Source organism: Microbacterium maritypicum MF109 (assembly GCF_000455825.1).
Lineage (GTDB): Bacteria > Actinomycetota > Actinomycetes > Actinomycetales > Microbacteriaceae > Microbacterium > Microbacterium maritypicum_A.
The window spans coordinates 118,777-138,811 of sequence record NZ_ATAO01000179.1 but is presented as its reverse complement, the minus strand read 5'-3'; the positions used below and the strand labels follow the sequence as shown (position 1 = coordinate 138,811).

Here is a 20,035-nt window from a genome sequence, read left to right as displayed (position 1 = left end):
CGCAGTCGTCCGCGCTGTGCGCTCACGGCGAAACCGGTCCCCGCGGCCGATCCTGCCCGGTGCCCGCGGGGTAGAGTTGGCGCAGTCCCCGAACTTCAAGGAGCACGCGTGGAAATCCGCATCGGCATCATCAACACCGGCCGTGAACTGAGCTTCGACACCGGCGCCAGCGCTGAAGAGGTCCGCACCCAGGTCGCCGCGGCGCTCGAGCAGAGCGCGTCGCACGTGAGCTTCGCCGACGTGAAGGGCAACTCCTACATCGTCCCGACCGCGAACCTCGCCTACATCGAGCTGGGCACCGAGGAATCGCGCCGCGTCGGCTTCGTCGCCTGACCGCGCGATGTACATCCTCCTCGCACTCATCGGCGCGTGCGCTCTGGGAATCGCCGCGCACTTCCTGATCCGCGATCGCGAGCTGCGCGGCGTCGCCCTGACCCCGGCGATCGCCACCGCCGTATCGGCGCTCACCTACACGGGCCTGCAGTGGGCCGGTGTGGGCGAGGACAGTATCTGGCTGTGGCTCGCGAGCGTCCTCGGCGCTCCCGTCGTCGCCGCACTGGCGACCGTGGCCATCACCGGGATGCGCAAGCGCTCCGACGCCCAGAGCAGGGCGGCGCTGGGCATCTGACCCGTCGAACTGCGTCGCCTAGGACGCCAGTCCCATCGCGTCCATGCGACGAGCGTGCGCACCCATGAGCTCGGTGTAGACCGGTTCGATGCGCTCCTCGTCGATCTCGAGACGCTCGGGCCGCAGCGCAGAGCGGCAGACGAGGATCGTGTCGCCGACCAGGCGGCGCGCCCACATCGACAGCAGCGAACGCCACTCCTCGTCGCTCTCGATCGTCTCCTGGATGATGGCGACGATCTCGTGTCGAGCGTCGTCCTCGCGGAGGATCTCCGCCACGCGCCGCCCGGTGTCTCCGTAGCTGGACGCCAGCGCGAGATAGAAGTCGTCGAGCATTCCGGCGGTGATGTACACGGCGAGAAGCGTCTCCCGTGGGCGCGCGCCGATGGTCTTTCGACGGAACGCGTCGAGGTTCTCCCGGAACGGGAGCATCAGCTGCGTGGGGTCGTCCCCGTGCTCGGCGATGAGCTCCACGATCCCCCGGTGCTTGGTCAAGGCGGCCCCTGCCGCACGAGACAGCGACTCCTTCTCGGAGAGCGCGGTCGTGGCGCGGATGAGACGCGTCAGCGTCTCGAAGTAGCCCAGTTGCAGATAGGCGGCCTGCCCGAGGAACCGATTGAGTTCGGGGGCGAGTTCGGCGAAGTCGATGCGCGTCGCATCTCCCTGCTCGCCTCTGCCGCGCAGCGCGAGGGTGCGTCGCGGCGCGTCGTCGCGCTGCCAGAACCACTTAACCACGAGGTCGTCCTCCCGAGTCCACCACGACGTTCACAATACTCGTGCCGAACGCTCCTTCCTGGCCGGAGGCGCCCCTCGGGGTAGGCTGGGCGTGTCCCCGCCGTCGGAGCGGGGCCCCGCGCCTGTGGCACAAGAGACGGCGTGGATCCGTTAACGTGGCGATCCCGCAGGCTCGCCGGACAGGCAATCTGAATAAAGTGACAACTTTCGCCGATCTCGGCATCGATCAGGACATCGTCGACGCACTCGCCGCCAAGGGCATCGTCGACGCGTTCCCCATCCAGGAGCAGACCATCCCCCTCGGCCTTCCCGGCCAGGACATCATCGGTCAGGCCAAGACGGGAACAGGCAAGACCTTCGGCTTCGGCATCCCCGTCGTCCAGCGCCTCGGCAAGGACCCGGAGCACGGCGTCAAGGCACTCATCGTGGTGCCGACGCGCGAGCTCGCGGTGCAGGTGTACGAAGACATCGACCTGCTCACCAGCAACCGCTCGACCAGCGTCGTCGCCATCTACGGCGGCAAGGCCTACGAGGGCCAGATCGACCAGCTCAAGGCCGGCGCGCAGATCGTGGTCGGCACACCCGGTCGACTGATCGACCTCGCCGGTCAGCGCCTGCTCGACCTCTCGCACGCCACCGAGGTCGTGCTCGACGAGGCCGACAAGATGCTCGACCTCGGCTTCCTCGCCGACATCGAGAAGATCTTCCAGAAAGTCCCGGCCGTCCGTCACACGCAGCTGTTCTCCGCGACGATGCCCGGCCCGATCGTCGCCCTCGCACGTCGCTTCATGTCGAACCCGATCCACATCCGTGCGAACGACCCCGACGAGGGCCTCACGCAGGCGAACATCAAGCACCTCGTCTACCGTGCGCATTCGATGGACAAGGACGAGGTCATCGCCCGCATCCTGCAGGCCGAGGGTCGCGGAAAGACCGTGATCTTCACCCGCACCAAGCGTGCGGCGCAGCGCCTCGTCGACGAGCTGAGCGACCGCGGCTTCAATGTGGGCGGCGTGCACGGTGACATGGGTCAGGATCAGCGCGAGCGCTCGATGGCCGCCTTCAAGGCGGGCAAGCGCGACGTCCTGGTCGCGACCGACGTGGCCGCCCGAGGCATCGACGTCGATGACGTGACGCACGTCATCAACCACACGATCCCGGATGAGGACAAGACGTACCTGCACCGCGCAGGCCGTACGGGCCGCGCGGGCAAGACCGGCATCGCGGTCACCTTCGTCGACTGGGAAGACCTGCACAAGTGGGCCCTGATCAACCGCGCCCTCGAGTTCGGCCAGCCCGAGCCCATCGAGACCTACTCGTCCAGCCCGCATCTGTACGAGGACCTCAACATCCCCCAGGGCACGAAGGGCCGCCTGGTGTCGGCGCCCAAGACGGAGTCCGTGAAGACCGAGCGCACCCGTCGACCCGAGCGCGCGGCCGACGCCGCCGCCGAGGGGACCGATGAGGGCGGCACCCGCCGCCGTCGTCGCCGTCGCAACAGCACGACTCCGGTCGGTTCGACCTTCACCGAAGGCGCGGCAGAGTCGACGTCCGGCGAGGGGCAGTCCGCACCGGCCGCCGATCGCGGTGCCGAGGGCGCGGGCACGCATGACGGTGCGGGCAAGGAGCACCACGACGGCAAGCCGGCTCCGGCACGTCGTCGCCGTCGTCGTCGTGGCGGTTCCGGCGCCGGCGCGGCTCCCGTCACCGGGGCCTGAGCACGTCACCGAGAGGGCGCATCCACCGGGTTCACTCCGGCGTATGCGCCCTCTCGCATGTGCGGACGCGGAAGCCGAGAGCCGGTTGCGGCGGGTTCACCGTCGGTCGCCGACATCCGGCTCCTGTGCGCGTGCCTCGTCGGCCGTGCGCAGCACGGCTGCCGGTACCTGCGGCGGATACACCCAGGCGACCAGCACGACCGAGATGATCATCAGCAGGAACCACGAGCTCAGCTTGCTCAACGAGACCGGCTGCCAGCCTCCGGCCTGATCCGGGTAGGCCCATGCGCCCGCCCACGTGCCGATGTTTTCCGCGAGATAGATGAACACCGCGACCCCGCCGAAGACGGCCAGGAGCGGCAGACGGATCGTGCGCCGCCACACCCGCGCGTGCATCACTGTGGGCAGCCAGAGCGCCACGACTCCCGCCAGGAGCACCCAGCGGGCATCCCACCACCAGTGGTGGGTGAAGAAGTTGAGGTAGATCGCCGCTGCGAGGACGGCCGTCATCCATCGCCGCGGATACCGCGTGAACCCGAGGTCGAACAGCCGATAGACGCGCACCATGTACGACCCGACCGCCGCATACATGAAACCGCTGAACAGCGGGACACCGCCGATGCGGAGGATCCCGTCCGCGGCATACGCCCACGACCCCACGTCGGTCTTGAAGAGCTCCATGGCGGTGCCGGTGATGTGGAACAGGACGATGACCCACAGCTCACGCCCGCTCTCCAGTCGGAAGACGAGCATCGCCACCTGGATGAGCACAGCGGCGATGGTGAGTGCGTCGTTGCGGGCGAGCACCGCATCGTCGGGGTACCACAGACGCGCGGCGACGATCAGGACCAGCAGCGCCGCCCCGAAGATGCACGCCCACGCCTGCTTGACGACGAACACCGCGAACTCGATCAGGCCGGCGCGGATGCCGTTCGACGGGGCATCGCGGAGGAGGCGATGAGCCCACGCGTCGACGCGTCGCTCGAGGGAAGTCGCTCGCTGCATGCCTCGGACGGTATCGGTCCCGCTCGACAGCTCGCCGGGAGATGACCGCCAGAATGCCGAGGATCAGGGAAAACGCGGGGCGGTGCCCGTGCCGCGTGCTATGAGCCTGGCCACCATCTCGTCAGAGGTGGTGTTCTCGCCGGGACGGTTGGGCTTGCCGTCGCCGTGATAGTCGCTCGAGCCCGTGATGATGAGGTCGTGCTTCGCGGCGATCTCTCGCAGCAGCCGCTTGCCTGCCTCCGTGTTCTCGCGATGCTCGATCTCGAACCCGCCGAGGCCTGCATCGACGAGGCGCTCGATGAACGCCACGGGCATCATGCGGTCGCGCCCCGCCGTCACGGGGTGGGCGATGATCGCCACTCCCCCCGCCTCGGTGATCAGACGCACAGCGGTCAGCGGATCGGGTGCGTAATGCGGCTCGTAGTACCCCTCCCGTGGATGCAGGATGCCGTCGAACGCCTCGCTCCGATCCCGCACGATGCCGCGGGCGACGAGGGCGTCGGCGATGTGCGGACGCCCCACCGTCGCGTCGAGTGCCGTCTGCGCCACCACGTCGTCCCACTGCAGGTCGTAGTCTCGCCCGATGTTGCGGACGATCCGCTCGGCACGGCCGATCCGATCACCGCGGATGCGATCGGTCTCGGCCCGCAGTGCGTCATCCTCCGGATCGAAGAGGTAGCCGAGAACATGCACGCTGCGCCACTCGTGCTTCGCGGAGAGCTCCATCCCCGGGATGAAGGTCATCCCCCGTGCGACGGCGGCGTCTCCCGCCTCGCCCCAACCGGTCGAGCGGTCGTGATCGGTCAGCGCGAGCGTGCGCACCCCGTGCGCGTGCGCCTGCCGGACGACCTCGGCCGGCGACTCCGTGCCATCGGAATGGTTGGAGTGCAGGTGCAGGTCGGCGGGACCGGCGAATCCGTGGGACGAAGAGGCCATCCTCCGAGCGTACCGAGCGGCGACCCGCGCGGACGCGGAGGCGCACGGAAGCGGATGTCGAGGCAGGGACTTCACAGGCGACGCTCCTAGGCTGGTGGGGATGTTTCGTCTCCTGGGGATCCTCTTCACCGTGCTGCTCGCGATCGCGACGGCGGTCGTGGTGTGGCCGCAGTTCTTCCGTCTCGAGCAGACCTACCCGTTCGCGCAGCTCGTGTCCGCGCGCGGCATCGTGCTCGGCGGATTCCTCGTCGTCGCGGTGCTCGCGCTCCTGCTCCTGTTCGCCCGTCCGCTCCGCGGATTCGCCGCCTCTGTCCTGATCGTTGCGCTGCTCGGCGCCGGCGCGACCGCGGCGATCGGTGCCGTTCGCGGTTTCGGGGGATCACCGCTCCCGGAGAAGACCGAGGACAGTGTCCGCGTGCTCACCTGGAACACGGCGGGAGAAGCGGTGTCTGCCGAGGTGATCGCCCAGCAGATCCTCGATCAGGGGGCCGACATCGTCGCCCTTCCCGAGACGACCGAGGCCGTCGGCGAGCGCATCGCTATCATGCTCCGCGAGCAGGGACACCCGATGTGGGTGCACCACGTGCAGTTCCGCCCGGATGTGCAGGACGGGCCGCAGTCGTGGCAGACGACCGTGCTGGTCGCCCCGGACCTCGGGGAGTACTCCGTGATCGAGTCGGCGAAGGATGGCACCAGCAACACCGGCTCGGTGCCCAGCGTCGTGCTCATGCCGATCGACGGCTCCGGCCCCACCATCGTCGCCGTGCACGCGGTCGCGCCGCGCATGGAGGAGATGCAGCAGTGGCGCAGCGACCTGCAGTGGATCGCGGATCAGTGCCCCCAGGGCGACTTCATCCTGGCCGGTGACTTCAACGCGACGATCGACCACATGGCCCCTCTCGGAGTCGAGGGCGGAGATATCGGCTACTGCCGCGATGTCGCGTCCCGCACCGGCAACGGCCTCACGGGTACCTGGCCGAGCTCTCTCCCTGCCCTCGCCGGCGCCCCGATCGATCATGTGATGGCGTCGCAGAACTGGTCTCCGACGGGGTCGGTCGTGCTGGATGATGCCGGTGGCAGCGACCACCGCGCTCTGGTCGTGCAGCTCGAGCCCGCCGGCTGACTCCCGCACCCGCCCGCCAGGTGACAGACTGGAGGGATGAGCACAGGAGAGCGCGACACGATCGCAGAACCCACCGTCGAAGCGTCTGTCGACAACGGCACCACCAACCGCAAGCAGCCCTTCCCCCAGGGCTTCCTCGACACGATCTCGACCGGTTGGGCCGAACGCCCGGAGACGCTTCCCGCGCCGCGCGCCCAGGCGTCGTACGCGGCCACGCGTCGTGCCGCCGTCTCCGCGGCCTTCCCCGGCAAGCACCTCGTGATCCCTGCCGGCTCTCTCAAGCAGCGCAGCAACGACACCGACTACGTCTTCCGCGCGCATTCCGCCTTCGCACACCTCACCGGGTGGGCATCGGATGCCGAGCCCGACTCGGTCCTCGTCTTCGCACCGACCGAGACCGGCCACGACATCACCCTCTTCTTCCGCGAGCGCGCCGACCGCACGACGACGGAGTTCTACGCCGACGCCACGGTCGGAGAGTTCTGGATCGGTCCGCGACCGTCCCTCGCCGGGGTCGCCGCCGATCTCGACATCGCCACCGCCCATCTGGACGACCGGGAAGCCGTCGAGGGCGAGCTGGTGCTCGACGAGGACGAGAACCTCACGCGCTTCGTCTCGGAGCTGCGCCTCATCAAGGACGAGTTCGAGATCGCCGAGATGCGCCGCGCCGTCGAGATCACGGCGAACGGCTTCGACGACATCATCCGCGAGCTTCCGGCCGCGACGGCTCATGCACGCGGCGAGCGCGTCGTGGAAGGCGTCTTCCACCGCCGCGCACGCGAGGACGGCAACGGCGAGGGCTACGACACGATCGCCGCCTCCGGCCCGCACGCCTGCTACCTGCACTGGACGCGCAACGACGGAACCGTGGTTCCCGGTGACCTGATCCTGGTGGATGCGGGTGTGGAGGCCGACAGCCTGTACACCGCCGACATCACGCGCACGCTGCCCGTCTCCGGCACGTTCACCGACGTGCAGCGGCGCGTCTACGAGACGGTGCGCGAGGCCGCCGACGCGGCATTCGCCGCCGCTCGGGTCGGTGTACGCTTCCGCGACGTGCACGGAGCCGCCATGAAGGTCATCGCCGAGCGGACGGCCGAGTGGGGTCTGCTGCCCGTCACCGCCGAAGAGGCTCTGGATGCCGACAAGGGCGGCCAGCACCGTCGGTACATGGTGCACGGCACCTCGCACCACCTCGGCATCGACGTGCACGACTGCGCCCAGGCCCGTCGCGAGATGTACTACGACGGCATCCTCGCCCCGGGCATGGTGTTCACGATCGAACCCGGACTCTACTTCCAGATCGACGACCTCACCGTGCCGGCCGAGCTCCGTGGCATCGGCGTGCGCATCGAGGACGACATCGTGATGACCGACGACGGCCCCGTGAACCTCTCGGCCGGCATCCCCCGCACGGCCGACGAGGTCGAGGCGTGGATGGCGCGACTGCAGAGCTGACACCGACGGATGCATGAGGGCGAGCTCGCACTCGAGACCGAGGTCGCGGCGCACCTGATCGCGCGCCGCTTCCCCGAGCTCGGTGGCGAGACCCTGCGACCGGTCCCCATGACGGGCACGGTGAACAGGATCATCCGGGTGGGCGACGGACTCGTCGCCCGCTTCCCCCTCCTCGGTGCAGCGGCGCACGAGCTCGTCCGCGAGGCCGCAGCACTCGAGGAGTTCGCGGCGTCGAGCCCGTTCCCCGCGCCGCGCTCCTACGGCACGGCCTCCGCGTCGGAGGAGTTCGACTCGGCCTGGGCTGTGCAGACGTGGGTCGAGGGTGACCCGGCGGATCCTGTGCTCTCCTCCACGTCCGAGACGCTCGCGCACGACCTGGTCGCCCTCATCCGGGCGCTGCGCGCCGTCGACGTGCGCGACCGTGTGTTCGACGGCAGGGGCCGGGGCGGAGACCTCGGAGACCACGACGAATGGGTCGCGACGTGCCTGAGGCGGAGTGCGCATCTCTTCGATGCGGCCCGCGCAGGGCGGCTCTGGTCGGTGCTGCGCGAGCTCCCGTCCGCCAGCGCTCCGGTGATGAGCCACCGGGACCTCACGCCGTTCAATCTCCTCGTCGCGGAGCACGAGGGCGATACCCGTCTGGCCGGTGTGCTCGACGGCGGTGACTTCGGTCCCGCGGATCCCGCACTCGACCTGGTCGCCGCCTGGCACCTCTTCGACGCGCCGGGACGACACCTGCTCCGCGAAGGCCTGGCTGTCGACGACCTTGAGTGGCGGCGCGGCGCGGGATGGGCGCTGCAGCAGGCGCTCGGGCTCGGATGGTATTACGCGGAATCGAACCCGCGGATGAGCGCACTGGGCATCTCGACCGTGGGGCGCGTGCTCGCGGATGAGGGGCTGTCGAGGCTCATCGACTGAGGGGGCGTCCGACCGAGGCCCTCACTCCTCCGCGCCGCCGAGGGCGAACTCCGCCACGATCGGGGCGAGTGCGGCCCCGATCTCCGCGGCGGGGCGTTTGCGGCCCTTCACCTCGAAGGTGTGTCCTCCTCCGTCGATCCAGACGACGCGCGCATCCCGACAGGTCGCGATCGCCTCCTCGAACTGCGAGATCGGCTGGATGAAGGGATCGTTCGTCCCCTCCACGAACAGCTGCGGGACCGTGATCCCCGGCAGATGCTCGACCCGTGGCTTCTCCGGACGTCCGGGCGGATGCAACGGGTACCCGAGGTAGACGAGACCGTCGACACGCATGCCCTCGGCGACCGCCATCGACGCCATGCGTCCGCCGTACGATTTGCCCGTCGCCCACAGGGTCGCCGAGGGATCGGACTCGCGTGCGAAGGCCGCGACGGCGTTCCATGTGGCGATCGCATGCGCGGCGGGTCCCGGCATCCGTCGCCCCTGCTCCACATACGGGAAGTTGAAACGGAGGGTCGAGAAGCCCATCGCGCTCAGCGCATCGACGTAGCCGGTGAGGAACGGATGGTCCTTGCCGGTCCCTGCACCGTGGGCCACGATCACCGTCACCCCGTTGTCACCGACTGTCCAGTCGGCGGACACGGCGGTGAGTCCCGTCGGGAGCGCGACCTGGATCTCGACCATCAGACGGAGAGCGGGGAGGCCGCCGTCATGCCCGTTCGCCCTGGATGCCGTCAGTGCCGGGAGCGGCGTCCGGCTCGACCGGGGCCACGGTCGACGGAGCAGCGGTCCCCGCCGATGCGGACCCGGGCTCGGGCGTCGTCTCGGGTTCGGGGTCGGCGACCGGGTCGGCGACCGGCGGTGCGACGGGGTCGGCCGGGCGCGGCGGGATCACGGGATCCCCGGGTGCCGGGGCGGGCTCAGGCGAGGTCGCGCCGGGCGTGATCCGCTCGCCGTAGCGCGGCGGCTCGTCGAGGTTGACCGGCGGTCGCACGGGCGCCACTTTGTTCGCGCCGAGGACCTGCCGGGCCTTGCCCAGCGACGAGGACAGCACGGTGACCTCGTAGTGATCGGCCGCGAACTGCGTGACGCTGGCGAAGTCGCGCCGGCGACGGACGATCGCGTAGGTGACCAGGCTGAGGATCATCCCGACCGCGACACCGATGAGGACGAAGCCGAGGAAGAGCTGGATCGGCACCTCCGGGTTGCCGAGCACGAGGATGGCGGCGAGGAAGAGCCCGATCAACACACCGTTGATCGCCCCGGAGCGCGCGGCGGCGGCGTAGCCGAGCTTGCCGGTCACGCGTTCGACCGTGCGCACGCTCTGACCGACGATGGCGATGTCGCGCGCCGGCACCTCCCCCGCGATCAGCTTCGAGACCGTCTTCTGCGCGCTCTCGTAGTCGCGCATCGACGCGACGATCTCGCCGGTGTCTGTGCCGCTCGCGGGCCGGTTCAGCATGCTCATCCGGCTATTCTTCCACGCGTGCCGTCGGACGGCCCGAGGCACGGCCGACCCGCCGGAGACGCGAGCCGCCGACTACGCTGGAGAAGTGAGCACACAACGGGTTTTCGCCGCGCGCCTTGCCGGGTGCGCCGTCTTCGATCCCGTCGGCGACCGGCTCGGCAAGGTCCGAGATGTCGTCGTCGTGTATCGAAGTACCGCGGCGCCCCGCGTCATCGGTCTGGTCGTGGAGATCCCGGGACGACGCCACGTGTTCCTCTCGATCGGACGCGTCACCTCGATCCGTTCCGGCCAGGTCATCACCACGGGCCTGATCAACGTGCGGCGGTTCTCCCCGCGCGCCGGCGAGGTGCGCGTGCTCGCCGAGATGCTGGGACGACGCGTGAGCTTCGTCGATGGCAGCGGTACCGCGGTCATCGAGGACATCGCGATCGAACCGAACCGCCTCGGCGAATGGGCGATCAGCCAGCTCTTCCTCCGCCGACCGAAGACCAGTGCCTCCCCGTTCGCGAAGGGTCCGACGACGTTCGCGGCATGGAGCGAGGTCGCCGAGCAACGCGCTCCCGGTGAGTCGCAGTCGGCTGAGCAGCTCGTCGCCTCGTACTCCGAGCTGCACGCCGCCGATCTCGCCAACACGCTTCTCGACCTTCCGCAGCAGCGCATGATCGAGGTGGCCGAAGAGCTGTCGGACGACCGCCTTGCCGATGCCCTCGAGGAGATGCCCGAAGACGAACAGGTGCACATCCTCGACCGTCTGGGAGACGAACGCGCCGCCGACATCCTCGACCAGATGGAACCGGACGACGCGGCCGACCTGCTCGCCCAGCTGGCGCCTGACCGCCTGGAGCAGCTCCTGGAGCTCATGGAGCCGGAAGAAGCCGAAGACGTCAGGATGCTGCTGCGCTACGGCCCGGACACCGCAGGCGGTCTGATGACGCCTGAGCCGATCATCCTCTCGGCCGACGCCACAGTCGCCGAGGCGCTCGCGCTGATCCGCCGCCACGAACTGCACCCCGCGCTGGCCGCCGCGGTGTTCGTCACCCTCCCGCCGTTCGAGACTCCGACCGGGCGCCTGCTCGGGCTCGTGCACTTCCAGCGGATGCTGCGCTACCCGCCGCATGAGCGGCTCGGCGCGATCCTCGACGACAGCCTCGAGCCCGTGCCCGTGACCGCTTCCGCCGCCGAGGTGGCACGGCTGCTGGCGAGCTACGACCTCGTCTCGCTCCCCGTGATCGATGCGGCGCATCGCCTCGTCGGAGCGATCAGCATCGACGACGTCCTCGACTACCTCCTTCCGGACGACTGGCGTTCGCATGACAGCGAGGACACCTCCCCCGCTGCGAGCACCGTCCCTGGGTCCACCCCCGCCGCCCCGACGAAGGAGACGCGCTGATGCCCCGCTCTCCGCGCCTCGATGCGCCGGGCCGCACCACGACACGGCCGCGGGCGACGTCTCGCGACCGCTTCGGACGCTTCACGGAGTGGGTGGCTCGCGCGATGGGGACGCCCGCGTTCCTGCTGATCCTCAGCCTGTTCTGTGTGGTCTGGATCGTCTGGAACACGCTGATGCCCGACGAGCTGCGCTTCGACGACGCCGCCCTCGGCTTCACGGCACTGACCCTGATGCTCTCCCTGCAGGCCTCATACGCCGCACCGCTCATCCTGCTCGCGCAGAATCGTCAGGACGACCGCGACCGGGTTCAGATCGAGCAGGACCGCCAGCGTGCGGAGCGCAACCTGGCCGACACCGAGTACCTGGCCCGCGAGATCGTGGCTCTGCGCATGTCGCTCGAAGAGCGCAATTCGCAGGTCGTCACGCGCGACGTGCTGCGCCAGGAGCTCAAAGCCCTTCTCGCCGAGCTCGAAGACGTGCCGGAGAAGCCCCGATCCGGCGCCGCGTCGTGACCGCGGCGGAGCGTGTCCGCGCGGCTGTCGCCGCGGTGACGGATCCCGAGCTCCGTCGACCCATCGGGGATCTCGACATGGTCCGGGACATCTCCGTCGACGGCGGTCGAGCCCGCGTCGGCATCGTCCTCACGATCGTCGGCTGTCCAGCGGCGGCGCGGATCGAGTCGGACGTCCGCGATGCCGCGGCGTCCGTTCCGGGCATCGCGGAGGTGGACGTCGAGGTCGGCGTGATGACGCCGGCAGAACGCAAGGCTCTCACCGAGAAACTCCGCGCCGGGAGGCCCGCACGCCACATGCCGTTCGGGCCCGATTCCCTCACCCGTGTGATCCTCGTCTCCAGCGGCAAGGGGGGTGTGGGCAAGTCCACCGTCACCGCGAACCTTGCCGTCGCACTCGCCGCGCAGGGTCTGTCCATCGGTCTCGTCGACGCCGACGTGCACGGGTTCTCGATCCCCGGGCTCCTCGGCATCCCTGCGGGCACGCAGCCGACACGCATCGACGACCTGATGCTCCCCCCGGTCGCGCACGGCGTGAAGACGATCTCGATCGGAATGTTCCTCCGCGACGGCGAATCGGTGGTGGCGTGGCGTGGGCCGATGCTGCACCGCACGGTCTCGCAGTTCCTCACCGACGTCTTCTTCGGCGACCTCGACGTCCTCCTCATCGACATGCCGCCGGGGACGGGCGACATCGCGATCTCGATCGGCCAGCTCCTCCCCCATGCGGAAGTTCTCGTCGTGACCACCCCGCAGACCGCTGCCGCCGAGGTGGCGATCCGCAGCGGTCTCGTCGCGCGTCAGACGGGTCAGCGCGTGATCGGCGTCATCGAGAACATGGCGGCGTACACACTGCCCGATGGAACGGTCATCGACATGTTCGGCTCGGGCGGAGGCGCCGCCGTATCGGAGGCTCTCTCCGAACCGGGAGTCCCTGTGCCACTGTTGGCCTCGATCCCCCTGAGCCCCGCTCTGCGCGAGGGCGGAGACGCAGGCGAGCCGATCGTCTCCACCGAGAGCGACGATGTCGCGGCGACGACCATCCGCGACCTCGCGAGCACCCTGGCGCGGCGGGGCAGGGGCCTCTCCGGTCGATCGCTGCCGATGTCGCTCACCTGAACGCGTGGGAAGATGGACCGATGCCTCCCCGCTCTCTGACCGTCGATGAGGGTCTGCTGCGACGAATGGCTCGGGACGCAGCGATCTACTCGCTGACCCGACCCGCCGCCCTCGTCATGTGGGTCGCCCTCGCCGCAGCCCTCGTGCTCAGCATCCTCAACCTCGGCACGCCCGTCCGTCCGGGGGAACAGGGCCCTTTCGGAGCAGGATGGATGCCGGTCATCATCGTCGCGCTCGCGGGTTTCGCCGTCGTGATGACCGTATCGGGCGCGCGAACCGCCGTCCGGATCGCGATGCCCGTCGGAACCGTCGTGTGGGTATCGCTGGAAGAGGACAGCCTGCAGATGGGCAGCGGCCGTCGTCGCTCCGACATCGCCTACCGCACCTTCCAGAGGATGCGAGTGGGCAAGGACGCCGTGCTGTTGAAGCTGCGAGACACTTCGGCCGCGACCGCGATCCCTCGTGGCCTGCTCACGGACGACGACATCGCCACCCTCCGCTCGAAGATCTCCTAGGCGCCGAGCGCGCAGAGCCCTGCGCGCTCGATCGGCGAGCGTTCCCGTCAGGTGGCTTCGGCGTCGAAGGGAGGGCGGTTCGACGCACTGAACTCCTGCGGAACGGCTCGGGTCGCGGGAGCCGTGGTCGCCGCGGCCGCAGCTCCGGCGATCGGCTCCGCGATGGTCTGGGCCGCCTGCAGCGGGGTCGCCGGCTGGGGCTCTTCCATGAGCGCATCGCGGATGATCCGGCGCGGGTCGTACTGGCGCGGGTCGAGCTTGCGCCAGTCGACGTCGTCGATCTCCGGCCCCATCTCCTCGCGCACCCTCGACTTGGTCGCGCGCAGATACTCGCCGGCCTTGCGGACCATGCGCGAGAAGCTCTCCGCGGCTCGCGGGAGACGTTCGGGGCCGATGATCAGAACCGCGATGAGGCCGATCAGCAACAGCTTCTCGAAGGTGAGCCCGAACGTCATCTCTACAGGCTACCGCCGCGCCTGCGGTCCCCGCACTCGCCGACCGAATACTCTGGAGAGGATCACAGTCAGGCAGGGAGAAACAGGCCATGAGCGAGCATGACGCGAACGCGCGTTTCCTGCGCGAGTCCATCGTGGAACCCGACGCCATCAGCCGCGCACGCGCGCATGCGGTCGAACTGGGAGCGATGCCGATCAGCGCCGCCGTGGGTTCGCAGATCGCCGTGCTCGCGGCCGCGACCTCGGCACGCTCCATCGTCGAGATCGGCACCGGCGCCGGAGTCTCCGGTCTCTGGCTCCTGCGCGGCGCACCCCAGGCGGTCCTCACCTCGATCGACAACGAACCGGAGCACCTCGCCGCGGCGCGACAGGCCTTCTCCGATGCCAAGGTGCCGTCCACCCGAGCCCGCTTCATCACGGGCCGCGCGATCGACGTTCTCCCCCGCATGAACGAGAACTCCTACGACATCGTGCTGGTCGACGCCGACCCCGAGCATGTCATCGAGTACGTCGAACACGGTCTGCGTCTCGCACGCACCGGCGGACTCGTGCTCGTGCCCCGCGTGCTGGCCGGCGGTCGCGTCGCCGATCCGGTCCAGCGCGACGAGATCACTTCCGCCTACCGGTCCCTCGTGCAGGAGACGCAGGAATCCTCGGCGGTCCTCGCCACGGTCTCCCCCGCCGGCGAAGGTCTGCTGCAGCTGATCAGTCTCGCCGAACGCGGCTGACCGCGCGGCTCGAGACCGTGCGAAAAGGGCGATGGATCCGAGGATCCATCGCCCTTTCGGATCCGCCGACGCGGACCCCAGGTCGATCAGGCCGGTGCCACGACGGCGGCAAGCACGTCGTGAAGCTCCTTGGCCTCGGCGTCGTTCACGGAGACGACCAGGCGGCCGCCGCCTTCGAGTGGAACGCGCACGATGATGAGTCGTCCTTCTTTCACGGCTTCCATAGGTCCGTCTCCGGTCCTCGGCTTCATCGCTGCCATCGTGGCTCCCTTTCCTCCGGTGGTATGGGATGAGTTTATCGGGTGTCACCGGGACCTGGAGGTCACGGAGCAACAATTGGGTCGAGCTTCACCCTCACGGCACCTGCCAGAACGTGCTTCCGAGCGCATACACGTGGTAGATCCAGAACCATTGCCCGAGGAGACATGCGGCCAGCACGCCGACACGCCAGAGCCGCGATCGCGGCACCGCGACCGCTCCCCAGAGCGGGCTCAGGGGGAGAAGCAGGCGGAACGTGCTCGATTGCGGAAAGAACACCGCGAGCAGATACAGCAGGTAGCTCGCACTCCACAGACGGATGTCGGCGCCCAGAGCGCGCACCTGCGGAGAGAAGAGGAGTGCGGCAGCAGCGCCGACGACCGACAGCACCAGCACGATCGGCCCCCACCACTGCGGCATCCCCCAGAGGGCGAACCAGAACTGCGATGCCTGGATCCACCCTTCGAACGGGATGAAACCCTCGACTCCGCCGGTGATCCAGTGCTGGCGCCACGCGAGCTCGGTCGCGAGATACGCACCGGGATCCCCCGTCGCGATGCCGGCGATCACCTGCCAGGCGAAACCGGACAGAGTCGCGAGCGCGCCGAGCGCGAGGATGTGTGCGATCTCGCGCCCGGTGAGCGGATCCTGCCGACGTCGGATCCACCGCAGCAGTCCGTGCAGCCCGAGGAACAGGGCGAAGGCCAGGACACCGGGTCGTGTGAAGGCCATCACGGGGATGAGGATGTACAGCCAGGCATAGGTGCGCCGCGTCGTCGCATCGAGGGCGAGGAACAGCAGCAGCAGGAACAGCGTCTCGGCGTACCCCACCTGGAACATCGCCGCGATCGGTCCCGCCGCGAAGAACACGACGGCCCACGTCGCCGCGGAGTTGCCGATGCGATCACGAAGCAGGCGGTGAAGCGCGAGACAGGCCAGGTAGCCGGCGACGAGCGAGAGCAGGAGCGCACCGGCACCCCAGGACCCGAGCAGTACGCCGATCCCCTTGGCCGCATATGCGAACACCGGCATGAACGCCCAGGCGTTCTCGGCGACGTCACCCGAGTCGGTGAGCGGAAGATCCGTCGGGTAGCCGTTCTCGGCGACCAACCAGTACCATTGCGCGTCCCAGCCGAGGACGAAATCGATGATCCCCGCCTCCGCGCCGAACCGCGAGGACGAGGTCGACAGTGAGGCGGCGATGACCAGGAACACCGTCGTGACGACCCGGGCTCCGAGGTAGACGACGGCCACGCGCAGGGCGACCGGCGCCTTCGCCCAGCGGCGCCTTGCGCTCAGTGCGAGGTGAGCCATGCGCGCAGGCCCCGCTCCACGGCGTCGATCTGCGCGAGGGGTACACGCTCCTCATCGTGGTGGGCGAGGTGCGGGTCGCCGGGCCCGTAGTTCACAGCCGGGATCCCGAGCGCGGAGAATCGTGCGACGTCGGTCCACCCGTACTTCGGGCGCGGCTCGGCGCCGACCGCCGCCACGAACTGCTTCGCGATCTCGGCGTCGAGCCCGGGACGCGCCCCCTCGGCGGCATCCGTGATCTCGACGTCGAAGCCGGCGAGGACTGCGCGGAGGTGAGCCTCGGCATCGGCCGCAGACTTGCTCGGCGCGAACCGGTAGTTGACCTCCACCTCGCAGGCGTCGGGGATGACGTTCCCCGCGACGCCGCCCGCGATGCGCACGGCGCTCAAGCTCTCGCGGTACAGCAGCCCCTCGACCAGCACCTCCTTGGCGCGGTACTCCGCCAGACGCGTGAGGACGGGCGCCGCGCGGTGGATCGCGTTCTCGCCGATCCAGGCACGCGCGCTGTGAGCACGCACGCCGGTGGTGCGCACGATCGCACGGAGCGTTCCGTTGCAACCGCCTTCCACCTCACCGTTGGACGGCTCGCCGAGGATCGCGAAGTCCGCCTCGAACAGGTCGGGACGCACGGCGGCGAGCAGACCGAGACCGTTCTTCGACGCCTCGATCTCCTCGTTGTCGTACCACATCCACGTGATGTCGATCGCGGGGTCGGTCAGCTCGGCCGCGAGCTTCAGCTGCACGGCGGTGCCCGCTTTCATGTCGACGGTGCCGCGACCCCAGAGATGGGGGACTCCGTCGATCTCGATGTCGCGCGTGGGCAGGTTCGCATTGATCGGCACGGTGTCGATGTGACCGGCGATGGCGACGCGCTGTGCCCGGCCGCGGTCGGTGCGGGCGACGATCGTGTTCCCGTGGCGGAAGACCTCCAGATGGTCGAGCGGGGACACTGCGGCCTCGATCGCATCGGCGAGTGTCTTCTCGTCGCCGGAGACGCTCGGGATGTCGCAGATCGCACGGGTGAGGTCGACGGAGGACGCGGTCAGATCGAGCACCATGGGTCCAGCCTACTTACCCCGTCATGAGTGCGGTCGTCGCCCCGGGAGCGCGATAGCGTGGAGGGATGAGCGACGCACGCACCGTATGGGGTATCGGCCTGACCACCATCGCCGGGGACGGCACGGTTCTCGACGCCTGGTACCCCGAGGTGCACACCGGTGCGGTCACGACCGACGAGGTGGCTGTCGCTGCGCTCGAACCCCTCGCGGGGAGCGACGAACGACGCGACGTCACGATCGAGGTGGTGCAGCTGCAGATCGACCTCGACACGGCACCGGCCTCCACCGCCGACGCCTATCTGCGCCTGCATGCCCTGTCGCATCTCGTCGTGCGCCCGAACGAGCTGAACCTCGACGGCGTCTTCGGACACCTTCCGAATGTCGCCTGGACCAACGCCGGGCCCGTCCTCCCCGCTGACGCCGCCCGCCTGCGCCCGCAGCTCCAGCGCGCGGGCATCCAGGTGCAGGGGCTCGACAAGTTCCCCCGCCTGACCGACTATGTGCAGCCGGCGGGCGTCCGCATCGCCGATGCCTCCCGCGTGCGCCTGGGGGCGTACCTCTCCCCCGGCACGACCGTCATGCACGAGGGATTCGTCAACTTCAATGCCGGCACACTGGGCGCATCGATGGTCGAGGGCCGCATCTCGCAGGGTGTGGTCGTCGGAGACGGCAGCGACATCGGCGGAGGGTCCTCCATCATGGGCACCCTCTCGGGTGGCGGAACGCATCGGGTGTCGATCGGCGCCCGCACCCTGCTCGGCGCGAATGCGGGCATCGGCATCTCGCTCGGTGACGACTGTGTCGTCGAAGCGGGGCTCTACGTCACCGCAGGCACCAAGATCGTCCTCGTCGACGGACCCGTGACCGCCGACGGCGGGCGCAAGACCGTCAAGGGTGCGGAGCTCTCCGGTCAGGACGGCCTGCTCTTCCGCCGCAACTCGCTCAGCGGTGCGGTGGAAGCCGTCCGTCGCGCCGGTGTCGGAGTGACCCTGAACGAGGCTCTGCACGCCTGAGAGCAGTCTTCCGGCCCGTCTCCGCGGAGCCGACGACCCGCGCGGGAGGCGACATGCAGCCGACGGCATGCGCGCACTGGTAGACTGACATCGTTGCGCGTACCGCCGGTCCCGCAACATCGTCGTCGTCACGGGGTCTCCGAGGACCGAAGCGAGCGGAACTGCTCCCACCACCAGCATGAGCTGGCCTTTCGAACGGCGAACCGATGCGCAATTCCTGCGCCGTCGCCCACCTCACCCCCTATCTCGCGCCGTTCACTCGTGCGCTGACGGAGTTTCTGCATGTCTACTTTCCTTGAACTCGGCGTTCCTGCCGAGCTCGCCGCCGTTCTCGCCGATTCCGGCAAGACCGAGGCATTCGCCATCCAGCGCGATACCCTTCCCGACTCCCTCGCCGGACGCGACCTCCTGGGCCGTGGACGCACGGGAAGCGGCAAGACCATCGCCTTCGCTCTGCCGCTCGTCGCACGCCTCGCCGCCTCGGGCGGTCAGCGTCGCGCCGGCCTTCCGCGCGGACTCGTCCTCGCGCCCACCCGTGAACTCGCGACCCAGATCGCCGCGACCATCGCGCCGCTCGCGGAGGCCGCAGGCCTGCGCGTCACGACCGTCTTCGGCGGGGTCAGCCAGCGCCCGCAGGAGCAGGCGCTTCGCGGCGGCGTCGACATCGTCGTGGCCTGCCCCGGTCGACTCGAAGACCTCATGAAGCAGCAGGTCGTGCGCCTGAGTGCGATCGAGGTCACCGTGCTCGACGAGGCCGACCACATGGCCGACCTCGGCTTCCTCCCCGGCGTCACCCGCATCCTCACGGCCACGCCGGCCGGTGGGCAGCGCCTGCTGTTCAGCGCCACGCTGGACCGCGGCATCGACACCCTCGCCCGCCGCTTCCTCTCGAACGCGGTCAGCCATGAGGTCGACGAGGAGAGCGTGCCCGTCGGCGAGATGACGCACCGCGTCCTGGTCGTCGACTCGGCCGACAACAAGACGGCCCTCGTGCGTGAGCTCGCCTCGGGCACCGGTCGTCGCATCCTCTTCACCCGCACCAAGCACCAGGCGAAGAAGCTCGCGAAGCAGCTCACCGCCGCGGGGATCCCCGCGGTCGACCTGCACGGCAACCTCTCGCAGAACGCCCGCGAACGCAACCTCGGTGCCTTCTCCGCGGCCCCGGAAGACGGTGGAGTGCGCGTGCTCGTCGCCACCGATGTCGCCGCCCGTGGCGTGCACGTCGACAACGTCGATCTCGTCGTCCACGTCGACCCGCCCGTCGAGCACAAGGCGTACCTGCACCGTTCCGGCCGCACGGCCCGCGCCGGGGCCGCAGGCACCGTCGTCACGGTCGTGCTCCCCGAGCAGCGCCGTGACGTCAAGGACCTCCTGCGCAAGGCCGCCATCTCGGCCCCGCTGGAAGATGTCACGGCCGCTGCCGTCACCGCGCTGGTTCCCGAGCGCGCACCTCACGTGCGTCCGGCGCCCGTGCAGGCTCCGCAGCAGCAGCGACAGTCGTCGAAGCAGCGCCCCGCGGGCGGCGAGAGAAACGGTGCGGCGAACCCGCCGTCGCGTCGCCGTCGTCGTCCCCGCTCCGGCGCATCCGGCAATGGTCAGGGCGGCGGGTACTCCACGCAGAGCAACCAGTCCCGCCAGGGCGGCCGCAGTTCACAGGGCCGCTGACACCGGCCGGCAGCACTCACGCAGAA

General features: G+C 69.3%; 22 protein-coding genes. 13 read left to right on the top strand and 9 right to left on the bottom strand.

What is annotated here, in order from left to right; translation table 11 throughout:
• The first annotated feature begins 108 nt into the window (after positions 1-108).
• The gene (locus L687_RS30705; protein WP_017828623.1) at positions 109-333 is read left to right on the top strand and encodes a DUF3107 domain-containing protein; all 225 of its coding nucleotides are present in this window, start codon (positions 109-111) and stop codon (positions 331-333) included.
• Between the two features lie 7 nt (positions 334-340).
• Entirely contained in the window at positions 341-628 is a 288-nt protein-coding gene (locus L687_RS30700; RefSeq protein ID WP_021199632.1) for a hypothetical protein, read from the top strand.
• Between the two features lie 18 nt (positions 629-646).
• Here the strand turns inward: L687_RS30700 and L687_RS30695 are convergent, their stop codons facing one another.
• Positions 647-1,360 carry a ferritin-like fold-containing protein gene (locus L687_RS30695; RefSeq protein ID WP_021199631.1) on the bottom strand — a complete coding sequence of 238 codons (714 nt, stop codon included), beginning with the start codon at positions 1,358-1,360 and terminating at the stop codon, positions 647-649.
• Positions 1,361-1,557: 197 nt separating this feature from the next.
• Here L687_RS30695 and L687_RS30690 point away from each other — a divergent pair, with 197 nt between their 5' ends.
• Positions 1,558-3,078 carry a DEAD/DEAH box helicase gene (locus tag L687_RS30690; protein WP_021199630.1) on the top strand — a complete coding sequence of 507 codons (1,521 nt, stop codon included), beginning with the start codon at positions 1,558-1,560 and terminating at the stop codon, positions 3,076-3,078.
• Between the two features lie 96 nt (positions 3,079-3,174).
• Here L687_RS30690 and L687_RS30685 read toward each other — a convergent pair whose 3' ends face one another.
• Together L687_RS30685 and L687_RS30680 are read right to left on the bottom strand one after the other, a co-directional pair.
• Positions 3,175-4,083, bottom strand: a complete 909-nt coding sequence (locus L687_RS30685) for a DUF817 domain-containing protein (RefSeq protein WP_021199629.1) — start codon at positions 4,081-4,083, stop codon at positions 3,175-3,177.
• Between the two features lie 63 nt (positions 4,084-4,146).
• Positions 4,147-5,019, bottom strand: coding sequence for a PHP domain-containing protein (locus tag L687_RS30680; protein WP_021199628.1), 873 nt, complete (start codon positions 5,017-5,019; stop codon positions 4,147-4,149).
• Between the two features lie 100 nt (positions 5,020-5,119).
• Between L687_RS30680 and L687_RS30675 the strand changes: the two genes are divergently transcribed.
• Genes L687_RS30675 through L687_RS30665 form a run of 3 tightly spaced genes read left to right on the top strand, consistent with a single transcriptional unit; the run spans position 5,120 to position 8,518 of the window.
• Positions 5,120-6,142, top strand: coding sequence for an endonuclease/exonuclease/phosphatase family protein (locus L687_RS30675; protein ID WP_021199627.1), 1,023 nt, complete (start codon positions 5,120-5,122; stop codon positions 6,140-6,142).
• A 36-nt stretch (positions 6,143-6,178) separates the two neighbouring features.
• Positions 6,179-7,600, top strand: coding sequence for an aminopeptidase P family protein (locus L687_RS30670; RefSeq protein WP_021199626.1), 1,422 nt, complete (start codon positions 6,179-6,181; stop codon positions 7,598-7,600).
• Between the two features lie 9 nt (positions 7,601-7,609).
• Positions 7,610-8,518 (top strand): phosphotransferase, encoded by a 909-nt coding sequence (locus L687_RS30665; RefSeq protein ID WP_021199625.1) that lies wholly within the window; start codon positions 7,610-7,612, stop codon positions 8,516-8,518.
• A gap of 21 nt (positions 8,519-8,539) precedes the next feature.
• On the opposite strand, the gene L687_RS30660 is transcribed toward L687_RS30665, so the two are convergent.
• Positions 8,540-9,202, bottom strand: a complete 663-nt coding sequence (locus tag L687_RS30660) for an alpha/beta hydrolase family protein (protein WP_021199624.1) — start codon at positions 9,200-9,202, stop codon at positions 8,540-8,542.
• Positions 9,203-9,227: 25 nt separating this feature from the next.
• The gene (locus L687_RS30655; RefSeq protein ID WP_031207235.1) at positions 9,228-9,986 is read right to left on the bottom strand and encodes a general stress protein; all 759 of its coding nucleotides are present in this window, start codon (positions 9,984-9,986) and stop codon (positions 9,228-9,230) included.
• A gap of 85 nt (positions 9,987-10,071) precedes the next feature.
• On the opposite strand from L687_RS30655, the gene L687_RS30650 reads away from it, so the two are divergent.
• The 4 genes from L687_RS30650 to L687_RS30635 are packed head-to-tail and all read left to right on the top strand — an operon-like array spanning position 10,072 to position 13,521.
• A complete protein-coding gene (locus L687_RS30650) occupies positions 10,072-11,376 on the top strand; it encodes a magnesium transporter MgtE N-terminal domain-containing protein (RefSeq protein WP_029266737.1) in 1,305 nt (434 codons plus the stop codon).
• Positions 11,376-11,888 (top strand): DUF1003 domain-containing protein, encoded by a 513-nt coding sequence (locus L687_RS30645; protein WP_021199621.1) that lies wholly within the window; start codon positions 11,376-11,378, stop codon positions 11,886-11,888. The genes L687_RS30650 and L687_RS30645 overlap by 1 nt, the downstream gene beginning before the upstream one ends.
• A complete protein-coding gene (locus L687_RS30640) occupies positions 11,885-13,006 on the top strand; it encodes an Mrp/NBP35 family ATP-binding protein (RefSeq protein ID WP_021199620.1) in 1,122 nt (373 codons plus the stop codon). The genes L687_RS30645 and L687_RS30640 overlap by 4 nt, the downstream gene beginning before the upstream one ends.
• Positions 13,007-13,026: 20 nt before the next feature.
• Positions 13,027-13,521, top strand: a complete 495-nt coding sequence (locus L687_RS30635) for a hypothetical protein (protein WP_021199619.1) — start codon at positions 13,027-13,029, stop codon at positions 13,519-13,521.
• Positions 13,522-13,568: 47 nt separating this feature from the next.
• On the opposite strand, the gene L687_RS30630 is transcribed toward L687_RS30635, so the two are convergent.
• Positions 13,569-13,976, bottom strand: coding sequence for a twin-arginine translocase TatA/TatE family subunit (locus tag L687_RS30630; protein ID WP_021199618.1), 408 nt, complete (start codon positions 13,974-13,976; stop codon positions 13,569-13,571).
• 89 nt (positions 13,977-14,065) lie between these two features.
• On the opposite strand from L687_RS30630, the gene L687_RS30625 reads away from it, so the two are divergent.
• A complete protein-coding gene (locus tag L687_RS30625) occupies positions 14,066-14,704 on the top strand; it encodes an O-methyltransferase (RefSeq protein WP_021199617.1) in 639 nt (212 codons plus the stop codon).
• Positions 14,705-14,790: 86 nt separating this feature from the next.
• Here L687_RS30625 and L687_RS42155 read toward each other — a convergent pair whose 3' ends face one another.
• From L687_RS42155 to dapE, 3 genes are all read right to left on the bottom strand, one after another.
• On the bottom strand, positions 14,791-14,964 hold the full coding sequence (locus L687_RS42155; protein WP_017203323.1) for a DUF3117 domain-containing protein: 174 nt from the start codon (positions 14,962-14,964) through the stop codon (positions 14,791-14,793).
• Positions 14,965-15,058: 94 nt separating this feature from the next.
• The gene (locus tag L687_RS30620) at positions 15,059-16,276 is read right to left on the bottom strand and encodes a hypothetical protein (protein ID WP_021199616.1); all 1,218 of its coding nucleotides are present in this window, start codon (positions 16,274-16,276) and stop codon (positions 15,059-15,061) included.
• A complete protein-coding gene (gene dapE, locus L687_RS30615) occupies positions 16,258-17,331 on the bottom strand; it encodes a succinyl-diaminopimelate desuccinylase (RefSeq protein ID WP_021199615.1) in 1,074 nt (357 codons plus the stop codon). Before dapE ends, L687_RS30620 begins: the two co-directional genes overlap by 19 nt.
• Before the next feature lie 65 nt (positions 17,332-17,396).
• On the opposite strand from dapE, the gene dapD reads away from it, so the two are divergent.
• Both dapD and L687_RS30605 read left to right on the top strand, forming a co-directional pair.
• Positions 17,397-18,344 carry a 2,3,4,5-tetrahydropyridine-2,6-dicarboxylate N-succinyltransferase gene (gene dapD / locus L687_RS30610; RefSeq protein ID WP_021199614.1) on the top strand — a complete coding sequence of 316 codons (948 nt, stop codon included), beginning with the start codon at positions 17,397-17,399 and terminating at the stop codon, positions 18,342-18,344.
• A 282-nt stretch (positions 18,345-18,626) separates the two neighbouring features.
• Complete coding sequence (locus L687_RS30605) at positions 18,627-20,009, top strand: DEAD/DEAH box helicase (protein WP_021199613.1); 1,383 nt, start codon at positions 18,627-18,629, stop codon at positions 20,007-20,009.
• Positions 20,010-20,035 lie beyond the last annotated feature (26 nt).

Coding starts and splice junctions, on each gene's coding strand:
- L687_RS30700 (WP_021199632.1), top strand. CDS start 341: ATGTACATCCTCCTCGCACTCATCGGCGCGTGCGCTCTGGGAATCGCC.
- L687_RS30685 (WP_021199629.1), bottom strand. CDS start 4,083: ATGCAGCGAGCGACTTCCCTCGAGCGACGCGTCGACGCGTGGGCTCAT.
- L687_RS30680 (WP_021199628.1), bottom strand. CDS start 5,019: ATGGCCTCTTCGTCCCACGGATTCGCCGGTCCCGCCGACCTGCACCTG.
- L687_RS30675 (WP_021199627.1), top strand. CDS start 5,120: ATGTTTCGTCTCCTGGGGATCCTCTTCACCGTGCTGCTCGCGATCGCG.
- L687_RS30670 (WP_021199626.1), top strand. CDS start 6,179: ATGAGCACAGGAGAGCGCGACACGATCGCAGAACCCACCGTCGAAGCG.
- L687_RS30665 (WP_021199625.1), top strand. CDS start 7,610: ATGCATGAGGGCGAGCTCGCACTCGAGACCGAGGTCGCGGCGCACCTG.
- L687_RS30660 (WP_021199624.1), bottom strand. CDS start 9,202: ATGGTCGAGATCCAGGTCGCGCTCCCGACGGGACTCACCGCCGTGTCC.
- L687_RS30655 (WP_031207235.1), bottom strand. CDS start 9,986: ATGAGCATGCTGAACCGGCCCGCGAGCGGCACAGACACCGGCGAGATC.
- L687_RS30645 (WP_021199621.1), top strand. CDS start 11,376: ATGCCCCGCTCTCCGCGCCTCGATGCGCCGGGCCGCACCACGACACGG.
- L687_RS30635 (WP_021199619.1), top strand. CDS start 13,027: ATGCCTCCCCGCTCTCTGACCGTCGATGAGGGTCTGCTGCGACGAATG.
- L687_RS30630 (WP_021199618.1), bottom strand. CDS start 13,976: ATGACGTTCGGGCTCACCTTCGAGAAGCTGTTGCTGATCGGCCTCATC.
- L687_RS30625 (WP_021199617.1), top strand. CDS start 14,066: ATGAGCGAGCATGACGCGAACGCGCGTTTCCTGCGCGAGTCCATCGTG.
- L687_RS42155 (WP_017203323.1), bottom strand. CDS start 14,964: ATGGCAGCGATGAAGCCGAGGACCGGAGACGGACCTATGGAAGCCGTG.
- L687_RS30620 (WP_021199616.1), bottom strand. CDS start 16,276: ATGGCTCACCTCGCACTGAGCGCAAGGCGCCGCTGGGCGAAGGCGCCG.
- dapE (WP_021199615.1), bottom strand. CDS start 17,331: ATGGTGCTCGATCTGACCGCGTCCTCCGTCGACCTCACCCGTGCGATC.
- dapD (WP_021199614.1), top strand. CDS start 17,397: ATGAGCGACGCACGCACCGTATGGGGTATCGGCCTGACCACCATCGCC.
- L687_RS30605 (WP_021199613.1), top strand. CDS start 18,627: ATGTCTACTTTCCTTGAACTCGGCGTTCCTGCCGAGCTCGCCGCCGTT.